General features: G+C 46.1%; 13 protein-coding genes and 2 pseudogenes. 8 read left to right on the top strand and 7 right to left on the bottom strand.

The window, feature by feature from the left end:
* Nucleotides 1–78: 78 nt before the first annotated feature.
* Nucleotides 79–582, top strand: coding sequence for a thiol peroxidase (tpx, locus tag DW083_RS16935; protein ID WP_122333191.1), 504 nt, complete (start codon nt 79–81; stop codon nt 580–582).
* Between the two features lie 133 nt (nt 583–715).
* On the top strand, nt 716–1,933 hold the full coding sequence (locus DW083_RS16930) for an MFS transporter (protein WP_122333190.1): 1,218 nt from the start codon (nt 716–718) through the stop codon (nt 1,931–1,933).
* Nucleotides 1,934–1,937: 4 nt separating this feature from the next.
* Here the strand turns inward: DW083_RS16930 and DW083_RS16925 are convergent, their stop codons facing one another.
* From DW083_RS16925 to DW083_RS16920, 3 genes are read right to left on the bottom strand one after another with little or no spacing between them, the layout of a single operon-like run.
* Nucleotides 1,938–2,630 carry a response regulator transcription factor gene (locus tag DW083_RS16925; RefSeq protein ID WP_122333189.1) on the bottom strand — a complete coding sequence of 231 codons (693 nt, stop codon included), beginning with the start codon at nt 2,628–2,630 and terminating at the stop codon, nt 1,938–1,940.
* On the bottom strand, nt 2,620–2,916 hold the full coding sequence (locus DW083_RS23080) for a sensor histidine kinase KdpD (protein ID WP_233552262.1): 297 nt from the start codon (nt 2,914–2,916) through the stop codon (nt 2,620–2,622). Before DW083_RS23080 ends, DW083_RS16925 begins: the two co-directional genes overlap by 11 nt.
* Nucleotides 2,880–4,115, bottom strand: coding sequence for a histidine kinase dimerization/phospho-acceptor domain-containing protein (locus DW083_RS16920; protein WP_233552261.1), 1,236 nt, complete (start codon nt 4,113–4,115; stop codon nt 2,880–2,882). Before DW083_RS16920 ends, DW083_RS23080 begins: the two co-directional genes overlap by 37 nt.
* A 152-nt stretch (nt 4,116–4,267) precedes the next feature.
* On the opposite strand from DW083_RS16920, the gene DW083_RS23075 reads away from it, so the two are divergent.
* From DW083_RS23075 to DW083_RS16905, 5 genes are all read left to right on the top strand, one after another.
* The gene (locus DW083_RS23075; RefSeq protein ID WP_233552260.1) at nt 4,268–4,615 is read left to right on the top strand and encodes a hypothetical protein; all 348 of its coding nucleotides are present in this window, start codon (nt 4,268–4,270) and stop codon (nt 4,613–4,615) included.
* Nucleotides 4,616–4,662: 47 nt separating this feature from the next.
* Nucleotides 4,663–4,944 (top strand): hypothetical protein, encoded by a 282-nt coding sequence (locus DW083_RS23070; RefSeq protein WP_233552259.1) that lies wholly within the window; start codon nt 4,663–4,665, stop codon nt 4,942–4,944.
* A 55-nt stretch (nt 4,945–4,999) separates the two neighbouring features.
* Nucleotides 5,000–6,409, top strand: coding sequence for an outer membrane beta-barrel family protein (locus tag DW083_RS16915; protein WP_233552258.1), 1,410 nt, complete (start codon nt 5,000–5,002; stop codon nt 6,407–6,409).
* Nucleotides 6,410–6,644: 235 nt separating this feature from the next.
* Nucleotides 6,645–8,867 (top strand): CRISPR-associated helicase Cas3', encoded by a 2,223-nt coding sequence (gene cas3, locus DW083_RS16910; protein WP_233552257.1) that lies wholly within the window; start codon nt 6,645–6,647, stop codon nt 8,865–8,867.
* Nucleotides 8,868–9,469: 602 nt separating this feature from the next.
* Nucleotides 9,470–10,798 (top strand): MATE family efflux transporter, encoded by a 1,329-nt coding sequence (locus DW083_RS16905; RefSeq protein WP_122333187.1) that lies wholly within the window; start codon nt 9,470–9,472, stop codon nt 10,796–10,798.
* A gap of 217 nt (nt 10,799–11,015) precedes the next feature.
* Here DW083_RS16905 and DW083_RS23065 read toward each other — a convergent pair whose 3' ends face one another.
* The 4 genes and pseudogenes from DW083_RS23065 to DW083_RS16885 form a co-directional block, all read right to left on the bottom strand.
* On the bottom strand, nt 11,016–11,327 hold the full coding sequence (locus DW083_RS23065) for a transposase (RefSeq protein WP_233552256.1): 312 nt from the start codon (nt 11,325–11,327) through the stop codon (nt 11,016–11,018).
* Between the two features lie 96 nt (nt 11,328–11,423).
* Nucleotides 11,424–13,130 (bottom strand): acyl-CoA dehydrogenase family protein, encoded by a 1,707-nt coding sequence (locus DW083_RS16895; protein ID WP_122333186.1) that lies wholly within the window; start codon nt 13,128–13,130, stop codon nt 11,424–11,426.
* Between the two features lie 4 nt (nt 13,131–13,134).
* A complete protein-coding gene (locus DW083_RS16890) occupies nt 13,135–14,154 on the bottom strand; it encodes an electron transfer flavoprotein subunit alpha/FixB family protein (RefSeq protein ID WP_115499565.1) in 1,020 nt (339 codons plus the stop codon).
* A 4-nt stretch (nt 14,155–14,158) separates the two neighbouring features.
* Nucleotides 14,159–15,063 (bottom strand): annotated as a pseudogene (locus DW083_RS16885) (electron transfer flavoprotein beta subunit/FixA family protein).
* Between the two features lie 250 nt (nt 15,064–15,313).
* Here DW083_RS16885 and DW083_RS16880 point away from each other — a divergent pair.
* Nucleotides 15,314–16,506, top strand: a pseudogene (locus tag DW083_RS16880) (DUF4861 domain-containing protein).
* The last annotated feature ends 788 nt before the right edge of the window (nt 16,507–17,294 follow it).

Genomic DNA, 17,294 nt, shown 5'->3' with positions numbered 1-17,294 from the left:
GAAACCTTTGTTTAAGTTATACAAAGCAGCTTATATTTGTAAGCCGCTTTTGATGTAGCACATAAAATACAATAAAAGATGGCAAAAATAACATTTAAAGGTAATGGCGTAAATACGAACGGTTCATTGCCCGCAGTTGGAGCAGAGGCTCCTGATTTTAAAGGTGTGAAAAGTGATTTATCAGAATTGCATCTGAAAGAGTTAAAAGGTAAGAAAGTTGTAATTAACGTATTTCCGAGTTTAGACACAGCTGTGTGTGCCGCTTCGGTAAGACGTTTCAATAAAGAAGCCGCTTCTCTTCCGAATACTGTGGTACTTGCCGTTTCAAAGGATTTACCTTTTGCACAAGGACGTTTCTGTACCACGGAAGGTATTGATAAAGTGATTCCGCTTTCTGCATTCCGTTGTTCTTGTTTTGAAGATGGGTACGGGATGCTGATGGTTGACGGTCCGCTGAAAGGTTTATTAGCCCGTGGCGTGATAGTAGTCGACGAAGCAGGTAAGATTGTTTATGAGGAACTGGTTTCCGAAATAACGAACGAGCCGAATTACGAAGCCGCAATCGCTTCGCTAAAAAACTAATTAAGTAGATTATTGTTTTTCATTGGTTAAAGTTAAGGGTTAGTGTAGGAGGTCGTCGGATGTGAATCCCGCGACCTTCGTTTTTTTAGTACAGTTTGCCATCTCGGATTTTCTTTGTATACTTGCACCGATTATGAATAACTGGAAAAAAGTATTCGCTATTATATGGACCGGGCAGTTTTTCTCTATCCTGACCAGCTCGATCGTCAATTTTGCAATTGTCTTATGGCTTAGTTTTGAAACAAAGTCGGCTGAAGTCTTGGCTTTAGCCACTATTGCAGCTATGCTTCCTCAATCTATATTGGGGCTGTTTACTGGCATTTTTGTGGACCGTTGGAAAAGAAAATTGGTGATGATTCTGGCCGATAGTTTTATTGCGTTTTGTACGATGCTCCTGGCAGTGTTGTTCTATCTGGATATTGCAAAGCTCGGTCATGTTTATATTTTGCTGGCATTGCGGTCGGTCGGTTCGGCTTTCCATATGCCGGCCATGCAAGCCTCCGTCCCTTTGCTGGCTCCCAAATCCGAACTGATCCGGATTGCCGGTATCAATCAGATCATCCAGTCTGTCTGTAATATTGCCGGACCGGCTTTAGCAGCTCTTTTCATCTCTTTTATGAAGATGACGAATATTCTGATGATGGATGTGATCGGGGCGGCATTAGCCTGTACGTCGTTATTGTTTGTGACGATCCCCGATCCTGAAAATGCGGAGAGGACTCAAAGGGTCCGGTTGCTGAAAGAGGCGAAGGAGGCTTTCACGGAGGTACGCCGCCAAAACGGGTTGTCGTGGTTGTTCGCCCTTTCTATTTTGGGTACATTCTTCATTATGCCGGTGAGCGTGTTGTATCCGCTGATGACACTTAACCAATATTCGGGGAATGCCTACCAGATCAGCCTTGTTGAGGTTGCCTGGGGGATCGGGGCTTTGATGGGAGGTACTTTCTTGGGGATGAAGAAGTTACATTTGAATGAGATTTCCCTGATTAACTGGATGTATATCCTGTTGGGGGTTACGTTTCTTTTATCTGGAATTCTGCCTGTTTCAGGATATCCGCTGTTTGTCATACTAACGGCGGTAGGAGGGATTTCCGGTTCTCTTTATATGGCTTCTTTTACAACAGTGGTCCAGACCCGTATCGATCCGGCAGTGATGGGACGTGTATTCTCTTTTTATATGAGTGTAAATATGCTCCCTTCCATGATCGGGTTGTTGAGTACCGGCTTTCTTGCCGATACGATCGGTATCGGCAATACGTTTATGATCGGCGGGGTTTTAGTCGGGCTGATTGGAGTTGTGTCGTTCTTTGTGCCTTCGATCGACGATTTGAGACGTAGTTTTCGGAAATAATCTCTTAAAGCTGTTCGTTGATCAGCTTGTACCCGATACCTCTCACATTCAGAATCTTGATGTGAGGGTCTTTCTCCAATTTGTGGCGCAGCTTGGTGATAAATACATGCAGGCTGCGCGCATTGTAAAAACTGTCGTCTCCCCACAGGTTTAGCAGGATGTCTTTGCTGTAAATCGGCTGGTTTTCGCTTTCGCACAAGCGTTTCAGTATCTCGGATTCTTTAAAGGACAGTTTATCGCTTTCACCGGCTATCAGCAGTGTCTGGGTTTTAGGATAGAAGGTGTAAAGACCGATCTCATAAAATCCGGCTTTTTCTTCTTCCGTCTTGCTTTTGATAAGGAGAGCTTTGGCCCGTACCACTAACTCGCGCAGGCTGAAAGGCTTGCGTACGTAATCGTTTGCACCCAACTCGAAGCCCGAGACAATGTCGTCGGTGGAGGAACGGGCGCTGAGAAAGAGCACCGGGACCTCTTTGTCTTCTTTTCGTATTCGCCGGATCATTTCAAATCCGTCTATTTCCGGCATCATGACATCGGCTATGATCAGGTCAGGATGTTGTTTGTAGAAACAGTCGATTCCCTGCAGGCCGTTACAGGCTGTTATAACCAGATATCCCTCTTCCTCCAACGCATCCTTGATGATCATGGAGAGGGTTACTTCGTCTTCTACTACCAATATAGACTTTTTATCTTTCATGTGTCTGGGGTAATGTGATGATAAAACTGCTTCCTTCGCCGGGATGGCTTTCAACCCGGATTGTCCCGTTGTGTTTTTGCACCATAGTTTTGACATAGAACAATCCGATTCCGTATCCTTTAACCGGAGTCCTGTTCTCATTCGGGATCCGGTAGAACTTGTCGAAGATGTGCGACAGATGTTCTTCGGCTATCCCGATTCCATTGTCTGTTATGCATATCGAAATAACTCCGTCCGCCTCTTTTGCTGTTATCGATATTTGCGGATCGTCTCCGGAATACTTGATTGCATTATCCAGTATATTGCTAAGGATGTTGTAAAGGTGGGTGCGGTCTGCTTCGAGGCAGATCGTGTCCGGAGTAAATTCCGGCAGACGTGAAACGCTTTGGAAGATTTGATGGTCTGCTGTTCGACGATCTTTCCGGTCAGTTCGTTCAGGTCGATCCGTTCGAATTTGAGTTTAAACTCCTTTTTCCGTTCCAGGCTGAGGGAAAGGATCTGTTCGACCATGTTTCCGAGGCGTTGCAGTTCTTCATGGCAGACATGCAGATACTTGTTCGTTTTTTCCTTATTGCCGGTTATGTTGTAATGGATCATGGCTTCGACTGCGGCATACGTAATGGCGATCGGAGTCTTTAGTTCATGCGTGACATTGTGTGTAAAATCATCTTTCAGTTGTTCCACTGTTTTCTGATGGATAAGGAACCAGAGCATATACGCAAAAGAAAGAGTCAGGATCAGAAGGATCAGGAAAGACGAAAACAGGATGCCTGACATCATCCGGACCGTTTCCCACTTTGTCGGTTCGGTATATACGAAGTAAGCCCTTTTGTGGTAAGTCGTGTAATCCCATTTGTGTAGCTCATATTTTGTCCGGTCCAGGTTGGCAGGAACGGATGAGGAAATGATGGAACTGTCCTCCAGGTTCCATATTTCGGTATAATGATAAATGTCCAATTCGCTTTTTTGCAAATGGGAGGAAAGGATGCTGTCGAACCTGGCAAGGCTGATCGGTTTGATCGTGTCGATTGTTTCGTGCAGGGCACGTTGCATCTGTAGCCCCAATTCTCCCAGCGAACTGAAATCATCCCCTACTTTTACGGCCGTGCTTTTAAGCATTTCCCCCGCTTCTTTGCTGAGTGTCTTCCTGTTGTAGCTGGGATTGTATATGTTTGTGTCGAGCGGTAAAATGCTCCGTTCGGAGATGATCGAGTCTTTATCCGGAAAGCTGGTGCTGATAGCGACACCGCCTTCCGTATCGGCAATGGCTGAAGTCTCCCGCTGTTTGTGTAATGCCTTGCTAAGGAAGTCTGCCCGGTCGAACAGTTCGATATGGTCTGCGTTTTTGATAGCCATCCGGATCTCTTCCCGGTTCTGGGCCTGCCGGGAGTGATAGAGGCCGGTTAGCCAGAACAGCTGGTAAATGAAGATTCCGGACAAGGAAAGAATGACCAGTATGACTACATATTTGAACGAAGATTTCATATAAACAAATGTAGGGAAAGTTTATCTGATCCGGCTCATTTGGTAAGACTAAATAACATTCGGACCGGACGATGTTATATAGTCTTACGAAAGAAAGGCAAAGTTTGGAACTCTCGTTTCCGAATACAACCTTTACAAGAAAAAAGAATACGATGAAACACTTCTATTATTATTTGTGGATCGCTTTCCTGGTAGGCCAGGCACCTGTATGGGGACAGAACGCAACGGAAAAGAAACATATCCTGGTGAATGACAGTATAACGGTAGACCTGCCGGAGGTGTTTGTGAAGGCGGAACGGCCATTAGTAAAGGTGTCGGAAGGAAAATTGCAGTACGACATTCCGAACCTGGTAAAAGACAAGCCGGTCGATAACGCCTTTGATGTGATTGGTGAGCTGCCAGGCATACAAAAAGAAGGGGATAAGGTGTCGATTATCGGAACCCCTTCGACTTCGATCCTGATCAACGGACGGAAAAGTTCGATGACTGCGGAGCATTAGCCGATTTATTGAAATCAACCTCTTCATCCAAAGTAAAACAAATAGATGTGATGTATAGCACGCCTCCCCGGTTTGGCGTGAAAGGTGCTTCCATTAATGTCGTGATAGAAAATGACAAATCTTTAAAAGACGTGCTGAAAGGGGAAATCTCTTTGACGGGTAAACAAGGCTATTTCTTTTCTCCGTCCGGCCAGGCAAATCTTTCGTATGTTGGGAAAAACTATTCGGCGGATATCTCTTATTCGGCATCTTATAATCATGGACGCCAGGAAGAGGAAATGACTGCCCAACCGATTGTAAACGCGGCCGTACGATATCAGGCAGGATGACTGGTATAATTTTGTAAGCCTTTCCCACAATATACGGGGAGCTTTCGATTTCGATTTGAAGAACAAAGACCGGTTGTCACTTTCCTATACCGGCCGTTTTTATGATCCGGATAAAGTGTCGAGAAGGGGCGCGTTAACCGAGTTTGTCGGTATCCAGCGGGTAGAGACGGAACTGGAATTGTCCGGAGCCTCCAATCTGCATAATGCCCGGATGGATTATGTCAGCCACAAAGGGTTCAATGCCGGGATGGATTATACTTTTTATAAGAATGACGACAAGCAACACTTGGTGAATGACTTTGAAAAAGAGGAAGAACAGACAATCTCGACTCTGTCTTCCCAGCAGGTACAACGCGCAAATCTTTATCTGAATGACAGCCGTAAGTTGGAAAAAGGATGGATGCTGAATTATGGAGTGGAGGCTTCTCTTTCCGATACCCGTAACGAGTCCGGCCAGTTGATCAATGACGAAGAAGCTCCTGAAGGGACTTTCCGCCTTAAACAAAAAGACTATTCCGTGGGGGCTTTTGCCGGTTTTACGAAACAGTTCGGGAAAAAGATTTCATTGGATGCGTCTGTCTCCTTGCAATATTATAAGGCATCCGTCGATTCGGCGGGCAAGAAAAAGACATTATGGAACAGGGTCAGTCTTTTCCCTCAATTGAACTTTACTTACAAGGTAGCCCCGTCCGGTATGCTGATGTTTTCCTTTTCGAGTGATAAATCCTACCCGTCCTACTGGATGACTACTCCCAATACCTATTATATGAATATTTATAGTTCTATTATCGGGAACCCGGATTTGAAGCCGCAACTCTCTTATTCGATGCAACTGAATTATATCCTGAAGAGCAAGTATGTATTCGGCCTGTTTGCCAATATCCAGCCCGATAAAATACAACAGATGACGTACCAGCGCCACGATGAGTTGCGCTCCGTATTCCAGACGGTGAATATGGATATCTACAATATGTACGGAGCCGTAGCCGTCATCCCTTTCAGACCTTTTGATTTTATGAGTTCCAGGCTGACATTGATGGGTTGTGCCATTCATAACAAAGGGACGCTTTATGATGTCTCTTTCGACCGTAAAAAACTGTTTGGCCGGGCCGAACTGAACAATACGTTCTATCTGACCAAAGACCGTAACTTGTCGTTGGATTTGCGTGGTTATTGTATCTCTCCGGTTATTCAAGGCTTGTATGATATCGACTTGATTTATAACGTCTCGGCCGGTCTGACCTGGACATTTGCGAAAAAGAAGATGCGCCTGACGGTTCGGGGCAATGATTTGTTCGAGGGCGGCAATCCCGTCACCCACGTGGACGAGCAGGGACAGAAAAGCCGGATGAAACTCTGGCAGGACAGCCGGAATGTGACATTTACATTGCGCTATAGTTTCGGTGGCTACAAAGAGAAAAAAGCAAAAGAGGTGGACACTTCGCGCTTTGGAACGGGAATCTGATATATTGGAATTGTAAGCTGGTCGCGATTTTCAGTTTTCTCTTTTATCTCTCCGGGAATCATGGACTTGAAGAAGAGTTTTGATAAATAGCTGACTATCCCGTAGTTTTCGTTCTTTAGTACGGAAAACTTTCATACCTTTGTTATTACTGAATATAAAACAAAAGTAGGGAGGTATAGTATAAACTTTTCCTTAACCGTTTGTTTCAGAGGACTAAAATTCCTTCACGTATATAATGAAAGAGCAAGATTTTATAGCGCATGTCAAGGTCGAGGATGATGCTTTCCGGATACAGACGGTAAAGGAACACTCTGTCGGTACATCCGATTTAAGTGAATCGTTTGCAGCTGTTTTCGGGGCGGCGGCCTGGGGAAAGCAGAATGGCTGGTGGCATGATATGGGAAAATATACAAGGAATAGTTTTCAACCTTATATCCGTAGCGCATCCGGTATGACGGTGGAACAGAAAGTAGTGAATAAATCCGACCATTCCTCGGCCGGAGCGATTCTGGCGAAGGTGAAATTGCCGGGATATTATCAACCTTTGGCTTATTGCATTGCCGGACACCATTCGGGGTTGTTAGACTGGACTTCTTCGGGTGAGGCGAATCTGGATAGGCGTTTGTCTAAAACAGACTGCTATCAGGAGATGCTGAAAGATGCGCCGGAAGAGATGCAAGAGGTGGTTGCTTCGTTAGACCAGCCTTTGGTTGATGATTTTGAGAAGGAGATGCATCAATGGATTCGCATGTTGTTCTCCTGCCTGGTTGATGCCGACTATCTGGATACGGAGCGGTTTATGCAGCCGGAACAGGCGAACAGGCGCGGACAATATGATTCAATGGAAACGTTGAAAGACCGGTTTGATACCTATATGGAATCGCTTACGGCGAATGCTCCAGCTTCTTTTATCAATGAGAAGCGGGCGGCTATCCTGTCCCGTTGCCGGGAGATGGCCGGTGGGCTTCCCGGTTTTTTTAGCCTGACGGTTCCGACTGGTGGGGGAAAGACATTGGCGTCGATGGCCTGGGCGCTCACCCATGCCGTTCGTTATCAAAAAGACCGGATTGTCATCGTTATTCCTTATACGAGTATTATTGTACAGACGGCTGCCGTGCTCCGGAATATTTTCGGCGCGGAGAATGTGGTGGAGCATCATAGTAATTTGCAGCGGGATAGCAACGACGAACGATCCCCTTCTTTGCTGGCTACGGAAAACTGGGATGCTCCGATTATCGTGACAACAAATGTGCAGTTCTTCGAATCGCTGTATGCTTGCCGTAGTTCGCGGTGCCGGAAGTTGCATAATATCTGTAACTCTGTTGTTATTCTGGATGAGGCGCAGATGTTACCGGTTGAGTTTCTGCGTCCGGTACTGGATATTTTGCAGAGCCTGCAAGCCTCTTTTAAAGCCAGTATCTTGTTTACGACGGCGACATTGCCCGTCTTTTCCGGTCATATCGGAACGGGGCCGGAGGCCTTTAACGGATTGAAAACTCCCGTAACGGAAATTACTTCCGTGCATGATAATTTGTTTGAAGCTTTTAAACGGGTGGAGCTGCATTGGCCGGAACCGAACACAACCACGACCTTCGATGAACTTGCCGGCAAACTGTCCGGATATGATAGCGTACTATGTATTGTTAATACCCGTAAGGAGGCGCGGGAGCTTTGCCGGCGAATGCCTGAAGGAACTTTGCATCTGTCGCGTATGATGTGTTCCGCGCATATCATGGAGGTGATAAAGTTGATCAAGCAGAAGTTGAAGAATAATGAACCTGTTCGTGTCATAAGCACGCAGTTGGTTGAGGCTGGGGTAGATATAGATTTCCCGGTCGTATATCGTGCATTTGCCGGTCTGGATTCAATTATCCAGGCTGCCGGAAGATGCAACCGCGAAGGCAGGTTAAATGAAAAGGGTGAATTAGGACAGGTGTTTGTCTTCAAGTTTGAGAACAGTATTTTACGTGGGTTGATGGGAAAGGGGGCGAATACTTTGCGAGAGATGTTGTCTGTCTCTGATGGGGAGGATTTGTTTTCTCCAGCTTGTATAGCTCAATATTTCAGTTTATTTTATGCTAATTGCAACACCTTTGATAGGGCGGAGATTAAAAAGAATTTATATGAAGGTGCCGCAGAAATGAATTTCTTTTTTGCTACGGCTGCCGATCGATTCCGGTTGATAGACGATAAGGATTCTGTATCTATTTTAGTCGGTTATGGCGATGGCGCAACCTTACTGGAGGAACTGAAAAGAAACGGTCCGGAATTCTGGTTACTGCGTAAACTACAGCAATATAGCGTATCTGTCAGAAAGTGGGATTTCGAGCAATTACGTAAACAGGGAACAGTAGCAGAGTACGCCGGAATTTTCATTCTGGAGGATAGTCGGTGTTATGATGAGCAGGCGGGATTGGTATTGGATGGTGCTTGGGTGGAGGAGTTGTTGTTGGTTTGATGGAAATATGATATAATTGTAATTTTAATAGGTGAAATAAGGTTGATAGTATTCCATAAAACTTGTACTTTTATGGAATACTATCAACCTTGAGACAGAATAATGGAGCATAGCTTGTATCCCTGGTGGATACGACTCCTTCCTGTGATATGCAGCCGTAAAAAGGTCGAAGTTTCAACCCACGTACCCCAGCGGGATACGACGTTCACCTGGAACACTTTCGAATGGATATCCTGGTTTCAATCCACGCACCCCATAAAGGATGCGACGTTTGATAAAGCCGCAGCATTTACTGCTGATATGGTTTCAACCCACGCACCCATAAAGGATGCGACTCCATGTTTATGAAAAGCTTTATTGACAACACGTTTAGCATATAATTTTGCGAATGATAGAGTTGAAAAATAATAGATGTTCATTTTCTCTAAGCAAATACGTAAATATCTGATTAGTAGGGAATGCGAACAGCTAACGTTTTTACAACCACTTAGGGTTCGCGTTTTGTCTGTTGTTGAAACATAGGCGTAATAATGTTATCTATAAAGTAATCTGTAACTTTGCTCACAAATTTAGGAATAAGCTTTTTATATATACGATAAATTATGAATAAAAAAATCCTTCAATTAGCGCTCCCTTCTATTGTTTCCAATATAACCGTTCCCTTACTGGGGCTGGTTGATGTGGCGATTGTCGGGCATCTGGGGGCGGCTTCTTATATAGGGGCGATTGCGGTAGGGGGGATGTTGTTCAATATTATTTACTGGCTATTCGGATTTCTGCGTATGGGGACGAGTGGGATGACTTCACAGGCTTTGGGAAGACGGGATTTGCCGGAGGTGACACGGGTGTTGTTGCGGTCGGTGGGAGTCGGGCTTTTCATTTCGCTGGCATTGCTTCTGCTGCAGTATCCGATACGGAAAATAGCTTTTGCCTTGCTCGATACGACTGCGGAGGTGGAGCATTTGGCTACGCTTTATTTCCGTATTTGTATCTGGGGTGCACCGGCCGTATTGGGATTATATGGCTTTTCCGGTTGGTTTATCGGGATGCAGAATTCCCGTTTTCCGATGTTTATTGCAATAACGCAGAACATTGTCAATATCGTGGCAAGCCTGATCTTTGTGTTTGTCTTTGGTATGAAGGTGGAAGGGGTTGCTACGGGAACGCTGATTGCACAGTATGGTGGGTTTCTGATGGCTGTCTTTCTGTGGCTTGTTTTCTATCGGAAGCGGCTGAAAGGGCGTGTCGGCTGGCAGGAGATTGTGGATAAGGTTGCCATGCGCCGCTTTTTCCAGGTAAACAGCGATATCTTTTTCCGGACGCTTTGCCTGGTGGCCGTTACGACCTTTTTTACCTCTACGGGAGCCCGGCAGGGGGATACGGTTTTGGCGGTCAATACATTGCTGATGCAGTTGTTTACGTTATTCTCTTATATAATGGACGGATTCGCCTATGCCGGTGAAGCGTTGGCGGGACGTTATATCGGCGCCCGAAACCAAAGTGCGCTCAACCGGATGATTCATCTGCTGTTTGGCTGGGGGATCGGTCTGTCTCTCTTCTTTACCCTGCTTTACGGAGTAGGGGGAAGGGGTTTCCTGTCACTCCTGACCAACGATTCTGCCGTCATTCAGGAAGCCGGAACTTATTTCTATTGGGTGCTGGCCGTTCCGCTTGCCGGTTTTGCAGCCTTTCTCTGGGATGGTATCCTGATCGGTGCCACTGCCACCCGCCTGATGCTCTATTCCATGCTGGTAGCCTCTGGAACCTTTTTCTTGATCTATTACCTTTTTTCCGGCACAATGGGAAACCACGCATTATGGATGGCATTCCTGACCTATCTGTTCTTGCGGGGGATTATGCAATGGGGGCTGTGGCATCAAATGAGCAGGCCTCGTAGGGGCGGTTCGCGAACCGCCCTTCTTCCTGGGTAAATATTCATCCCTTCCAAAGTTTATCATCCTCCCATTTCTGTGGATTATTCATGATATACCAATATATATTATTATATGACATCTCATTTCGTATAATATGTTCATAATAGTTTCTTTGCCAAATTTGATTGCCGATTGTGTTATTATTGATATTGATTTGTTTGGTTGATATTGTTTTGAAGGCACCGATGATACGACCGAGGGGTTTGTTTTTTTATTATTGTTGGGAGGGCGTTCGCGAACCGCCCCTACGTGGGGTGGTGATTTCGATAATGGCATGGAAATGGTTGGGCATGATACAATATATATGAAATAAGATATGGGGATTTTGTTGTTCGATTTGTTTGCAGCAAGATATAATGATTTTCCCATTTTCGTTTAATATGATTTCTCCATTGATAATGTTTCCGAATATGCATTTCATGTTTTGTACGCATATCGTAACGAAATACAACCCTTCCTGTGAATAGTCATATCCTTGCAGGCGGAAGCTGTGGCGGTGGTGGATGTCGGGATTGTAATTGTTCATAGTTATTCTTGTTTTGGTTGTGATGATGCAAATATAAATAAAAGAGCCGGATATCAAGGTGATACCCGGCTCTTTTTATGGGGGAGACAATGATTCTTATTGTCTGTAGTTTACTAATTCGTCTGCGTTGAAACTGTGGATGAAGCTGCTGTGTTTTTCAACTTCGGCTTCAACGTAGTTCAGATATACGACGGCTGATTTGGCAAACATTTCGGGTGCTCTTGTTGCATCCTGGATCAGCAGATGGGCCATGATACAGTCGGCTGCCATTTCCATAAGGCGGCGGGCAACGAAATCCAGCAATTCCTGGTTCTGGGCTTCCTTCACGATATTCATGCAAGCTCCCAACTTGTTGGCCATTTCAACTAACCGCGCTTTCAACGGTTCCATTTCCGGAGAACATGGGATCGTTTCGAAGTCGCGGATGGTCGCCAGATAAGAACCGTTCGTTACGTAACGGATAGCAGCGACAGTCTGCAACTGTGTCGTACCTTCGTAGATGGAGGTGATACGGGCATCGCGGTAGATACGCTGACAAGCATATTCCAACATGAAACCGGAACCACCGTGAATCTGGATACAGTCGTATGCATTCTGGTTCGCATATTCGGAGTTCATACCCTTTGCCAACGGTGTGAAAGCATCTGCCAACTTCTCATATTTCTTTTGCTCCTGACGTTCTTCCGGAGTCAACTTGCGTTCGCGTGCGATATCATCTAATGCTTTGTAGATGTCTACATAGCGGGAAGTCTGATACAACAGTGCACGGCCGGCATCCAGTTTCGCTTTCATGATAGACAACATGTCGTAGACAGCCGGAAATTCGATGATTGCCTTGCCGAACTGTTTCCGTTCCTTGGCATAAGCTAACCCTTCGTTGTAGGCAGCCTGGCTCAGGCCGACAGACTGGGCGGCGATACCCAAACGGGCGCCGTTCATCAGAGCCATCACATATTTGATCAAACCTAATTTGCGGTTTCCGCAAAGTTCGGCTTTCGCATTCTTGTAAACCAATTCGCAAGTAGGAGAACCGTGGATACCCAACTTGTTTTCGATACGGCGAACATCCACACCGCCCTCTTCCTTGTCATAGATGAACATAGACAAACCGCGTCCGTCTTTTGTCCCCTCTTCCGAGCGGGCCAGTACCAGGTGCAAGTCAGCATCACCATTGGTAATGAAACGTTTTACACCGTTCAGGCGCCAGCAATTTTCTTTCTCGTCGAAGGTCGCTTTCAGCATCACGGACTGGAGGTCTGAACCGGCATCCGGTTCTGTCAGGTCCATAGACATCGTCGCTCCGGCACAGATACGCGGGATGAAACGGCTGTGCTGGTCTTCGTTACCGAATTCATATAATGTTTCGATACAGTCCTGGAGTGACCAGATGTTTCCGAATCCGGCATCTGCAGCAGATACGATTTCGGCACACATGGTGTACGGAGTGATCGGGAAGTTCAAGCCACCGAAACGGCGCGGCATCGTCATACCGTTCAGGCCGGCTTTGACCATTGCGTCCAGATTCTGCTTCGTTCCGGAAGCATATTCCACACGTCCGTTAGCACAGTGAGGGCCTTCTTCGTCGACACCTTCGGCATTGGGAGCGATGATTTCGCCGGTGATTTCGCCGGTGATCTCGAGCACCTTGTCGAATGAATCCAACGTATCGGCATAATCCTGCGGTGCATAGTCGAACTCTTCTTTATCTCTGTAATTGCGTTCTTTCAGTTCGCAAATACGTTCCATCATCGGATTGTTCAAGTGATACTTGAGTTCCGGAATGTCTGTATAATAATTTGCCATCTCTTTACTTGCTGTTCTGTTTGTAATACTTAATCATCTTCGGGATCACTTCTTCAACCGTGCCGTTGATAACATAGTCGGCAATCGTGTTGATCGGAGCGTTCTCGTCGTTGTTGATAGAGATGATGATACCTGCATCCTGCATACCTGCGATGTGCTGGATCTGTCCGGAGATACCGCAAGCGATATACAGTTTCGGACGGACCGTTACACCTGTCTGGCCGATCTGGCGGTCATGGTCGCAGTAACCGGCATCAACGGCTGCACGGCTGGCTCCGACTTCGGCATGAAGTTCTTTCGCCAGTTCGAACAATTTGTCGAATCCTTCTCTGGAACCCATTCCGTAGCCGCCGGCTATGACGATCGGAGCTCCTTTCAGGTTATGTTTAGCCTTTTCTACATGGCGGTCGATGACTTTCACTACATAATCCGTTTCCGGAACATATTTGGCAACGTCGTGTTTGATCACTTCGCCTTTGTAGTTGGCATCCAGTATTTCCTTCTTCATCACACCTTCGCGGACAGTCGCCATCTGAGGACGGTGTTCCGGGTTGATGATCGTAGCCACGATGTTACCACCGAAAGCCGGACGGATCTGGTATAACAGGTTTTCATACGTTTTACCAGCTCTCTTATCTTCGTGCGAACCGATTTCAAGGGAAGTACAGTCTGCCGTCAAACCGCTTGTCAGGGCGGATGAAACACGTGGTCCCAAGTCACGGCCGATAACCGTTGCACCCATCAGGCAGATTTGCGGTTTTTCTTCTTTGAACAGGTTGATCAGGACTGAAGAATGCGGGAGGGAGGTGTAAGGGAACAATCCCGGTGCATCGAAAACGTGCAACTTGTCGACGCCGTAAGGCATCACCTGCTTCTCGATCCCTTCCAGGCCGGAACCTGCAACAATGGCTTCGAGCTGGCAGTTTAACTGATTCGCTAACTTGCGACCTTTGGTCAGCAGTTCGAGGCTTACATCGGCAACCGTCGTACCTTCAAGCTCACAATATACAAATACATTATTCATACTCTTATCCGATAGTGTGGTTAGCTAACAGTTCAACAATCAAATCTTCCACATCCTTGTCCGCACCGGTCAGCGTCTTGCTTTCCTTTGCCTGGAACACGATGTTCTGAATGGCTTTAACCTTCGTCGGCGAACCGGACAGACCGCATTGTTCGAGATCTCCGTTTACATCTGCCACGCTCCATTCCGGAATGTTCAGATACGGACGTTTCTCATACAGTTCAGGGTAAGCTAATGCCGCTACGCCTTCCGGATGGCAGGCAGGTGCCGGAGCCTTCTCCTGTGCGCCCAATGCCCGTTTGTATTTCATCACCAGTTTGGCATTACGCGGGCGACATGGGGCAGCCGAACCGTTGACCGTTATCACGATAGGCAGCGGGCCTTCCACTGTTTCGACGCCGCCGTCGATATGGCGTTTTACCGTGATGCGGCGGCTCTTTTCGTCTACATTCAGGATTTCTTCAGCGTATGTGATCTGTGTCAGTCCTAATTTTTCAGCTACCTGCGGACCTACTTGTGCCGTGTCGCCGTCGATAGCCTGACGTCCTCCGATAATGATATCGTAGTCACCGATTTTTCTGATCGCTGTGGCAAGTGCGTAAGACGTAGCAAGGTGTCTGCGCCGGCAAATGCACGATCTGTCAGCAGATAACCGTTATCTGCTCCACGATATAAACCTTCACGAATAATTTCTGCGGCGCGCCCCGGACCCATTGTCAACAGGGTTACTGTAGTTCCCGGATAGGCATCTTTCAAACGAAGGGCCTGTTCTAACGCGTTCAAGTCTTCCGGGTTGAAGATGGCAGGAAGGGCAGCACGGTTGATTGTCCCGTCTTCCTTCATCGCATCCTTTCCCACATTACGTGTGTCCGGAACCTGTTTCGCTAATACAATAATTTTTAAACTCATATTATAGGAATATTAGATTTCTATATCAGATATTTGTTCGCATTAACCTTCAAATACTGACCTGCAAAAGTAATCAAACATTCTTTATATCAAAGAACTTTCTTCCGGAATCTGCACACTTTAGGTTTTTTTGAGCATATGCTTTAGAATATCTTTTGTATTTTTGCTTCCGGGTAGACCAATAAAAATAAAATAAGACAGTACCATGAATTTTAATCAGAAAACCACAAGGCCGTTAATCACGCTTTGTATGACCGGATTTCTTTTTGCCGCCTTCCAATATAAGGTGCAGGCGGAAGAGCTGGTCCGCACCGTAGAAGTCTCCAATGAATGGAATATCGATAAGGCAGACGAGCCGGTCGTGCTCCGCCTGAGCGATATGAATCCCTCTTTTCGTGTGCGTTCGGCAACGGTCTGGGACGGGACAACGGAAATTCCTTCTCAATTGGATGACCTCGATGGCGACCGTAAGGCGGATGAATTGGCCTCGTGTTGGATGTCCCTTCCGGAGCGGTAAAAAAGCTTAAAGTCGTCCTGTCTTCCGAGAAGACGGACCGGACTTATCCATCCCGTGTGTTTGCCGAGATGCTGGTGAGCGACAGGAACGGCAAGCATGTCCCGATTACCTCCCTGACCATTCCGGGAACAAGCAATATCTACAACCAGCTGCATCATCACGGTCCGGCTTTCGAGTCGGAGTTAGTGGCCTATCGCATTTATTTCGACAAGAAGCAGACCGTCGATATTTACGGAAAGTTCAATAAAGGTTTTGAGATACAGGAATCCCAGTTTTATCCGACAGACGAGCAGTTGGCACGCGGTTTCGGTGACGACGTGTTGTTGGTGGGCGGCAGTTGCGGTGTCGGCGCATTGAAAGGATGGGACGGTAAGAAGGCCACCCATATCGAGCCGGTTGCCAGCCTGACGGAGACGATTCGGGCATATGGTCCGGTGCGTACTGTCACGGATATTGTTTCAAACGACTGGCAGTATCAGGGTTCGGAGCTCCAAATGACAGTCCGTTATATCCTGTATGCCGGGCATCGGGATTGTGAAGTGCAGGTCTTTTTTGCCGAACCGTTGAAGAAAGAGATATTCAGCACAGGCGTTCTGAACATAAAAGGTTCCACCTCTTTTTCCGATCATCAGGGTTTGATTGCCTGCTGGGGAAGGGACTGGCCTGTGAACGATACGGTCAAATATGCAAAAGAAACGGTCGGCGTCGCTACCTGCCTGCCGTCCGGACTTATAAAAGGAGAATCGCAAGACCCCGTCAATTACCTATATATAATAGGGGCGGAGGGGAAATCGTCCTTTACTTATCATATCACCTTTACATCCATGAAGGAAACATTTGGTTATAAGACAAAAGAGGACTGGTTCGCATTTGTACAGAAGTGGAAAAAGGAATTGCAACAGCCTTGCCGTGTCCGGATTAAGTAGTCTCTCGCTAAGGGGTTATTGTAAAAAACGTATTTTCCCGGCTCGAAAGACATCCGAAACAAAATAAATGTTAATCCGTTTTTTAGACCTCAAAAAGGGACTTTTCCCTCTTTTTTGAGCGTTTTCCGCAATTACGACCGTCCTCTTTGCCATTACGACCGTTCTAATGTGTAGTGCACTCGGCACCTCGCGAAGATTAGGACGGTCGTAATGGCGATTATGACGGTCGTAATTGGAAAGAGGACCGTTTTCATGGCAAAAAAGCACCTGAATTTCCTTGGGATATTTGGGACGCCGTCCGTTTTATTTTCAAATATTCGATTCTCCAGGAGTTAAGGTTTATCACATTGTCGCTATTTTTACTTTCCACCAATCAAATTGCAGGCTTTTCAGAGCGGTCTCGGCACCTCATTCTTCCTGTTGTCATCCGGGGAGGTTAAAACCATGAAAAAAGTCAATTCAAAATGGATCAAGATTTCGGACGAAATAGAAAAACGGCCGAAAAGGGGGTTATTGTATTTTTTTAGATCAGTCTGTTTGCAGAATACAGAAAAGCTGGCGATTCGTTAATTCGGGAGGAGCTTATGGGTAGGTTGGTTATTTAAGGTCAAGTCGAGAAAGTATAAGCTTGCTTTTTATTTTTTATGTAACATAGTTCTTGCAGAACTCGGTAAGTTAGTTTGAACACTTAAAATCGAATCTTGAATATATATATAATGTATGATTAACTGATTATTTAATAAAATTAATGTATTGAATCCCATTCCTGCGATGCTATTTTTACATTT

This window comes from Parabacteroides sp. AF48-14, assembly GCF_003477465.1.
Lineage (GTDB): Bacteria > Bacteroidota > Bacteroidia > Bacteroidales > Tannerellaceae > Parabacteroides > Parabacteroides acidifaciens.
Note: the sequence above shows the minus strand (reverse complement) of the source record. Positions and strands in the feature narration are given on the sequence as shown.

Bases quoted from the DNA above. Each gene is read 5' to 3' on its own strand.
- DW083_RS16920 (WP_233552261.1), bottom strand. From the start codon at position 4,115: ATGAAATCTTCGTTCAAATATGTAGTCATACTGGTCATTCTTTCCTTG.
- DW083_RS16895 (WP_122333186.1), bottom strand. From the start codon at position 13,130: ATGGCAAATTATTATACAGACATTCCGGAACTCAAGTATCACTTGAAC.
- DW083_RS23075 (WP_233552260.1), top strand. From the start codon at position 4,268: ATGAAACACTTCTATTATTATTTGTGGATCGCTTTCCTGGTAGGCCAG.
- DW083_RS16930 (WP_122333190.1), top strand. From the start codon at position 716: ATGAATAACTGGAAAAAAGTATTCGCTATTATATGGACCGGGCAGTTT.
- cas3 (WP_233552257.1), top strand. From the start codon at position 6,645: ATGAAAGAGCAAGATTTTATAGCGCATGTCAAGGTCGAGGATGATGCT.
- DW083_RS23065 (WP_233552256.1), bottom strand. From the start codon at position 11,327: ATGAACAATTACAATCCCGACATCCACCACCGCCACAGCTTCCGCCTG.
- DW083_RS16925 (WP_122333189.1), bottom strand. From the start codon at position 2,630: ATGAAAGATAAAAAGTCTATATTGGTAGTAGAAGACGAAGTAACCCTC.
- DW083_RS16905 (WP_122333187.1), top strand. From the start codon at position 9,470: ATGAATAAAAAAATCCTTCAATTAGCGCTCCCTTCTATTGTTTCCAAT.
- tpx (WP_122333191.1), top strand. From the start codon at position 79: ATGGCAAAAATAACATTTAAAGGTAATGGCGTAAATACGAACGGTTCA.
- DW083_RS16890 (WP_115499565.1), bottom strand. From the start codon at position 14,154: ATGAATAATGTATTTGTATATTGTGAGCTTGAAGGTACGACGGTTGCC.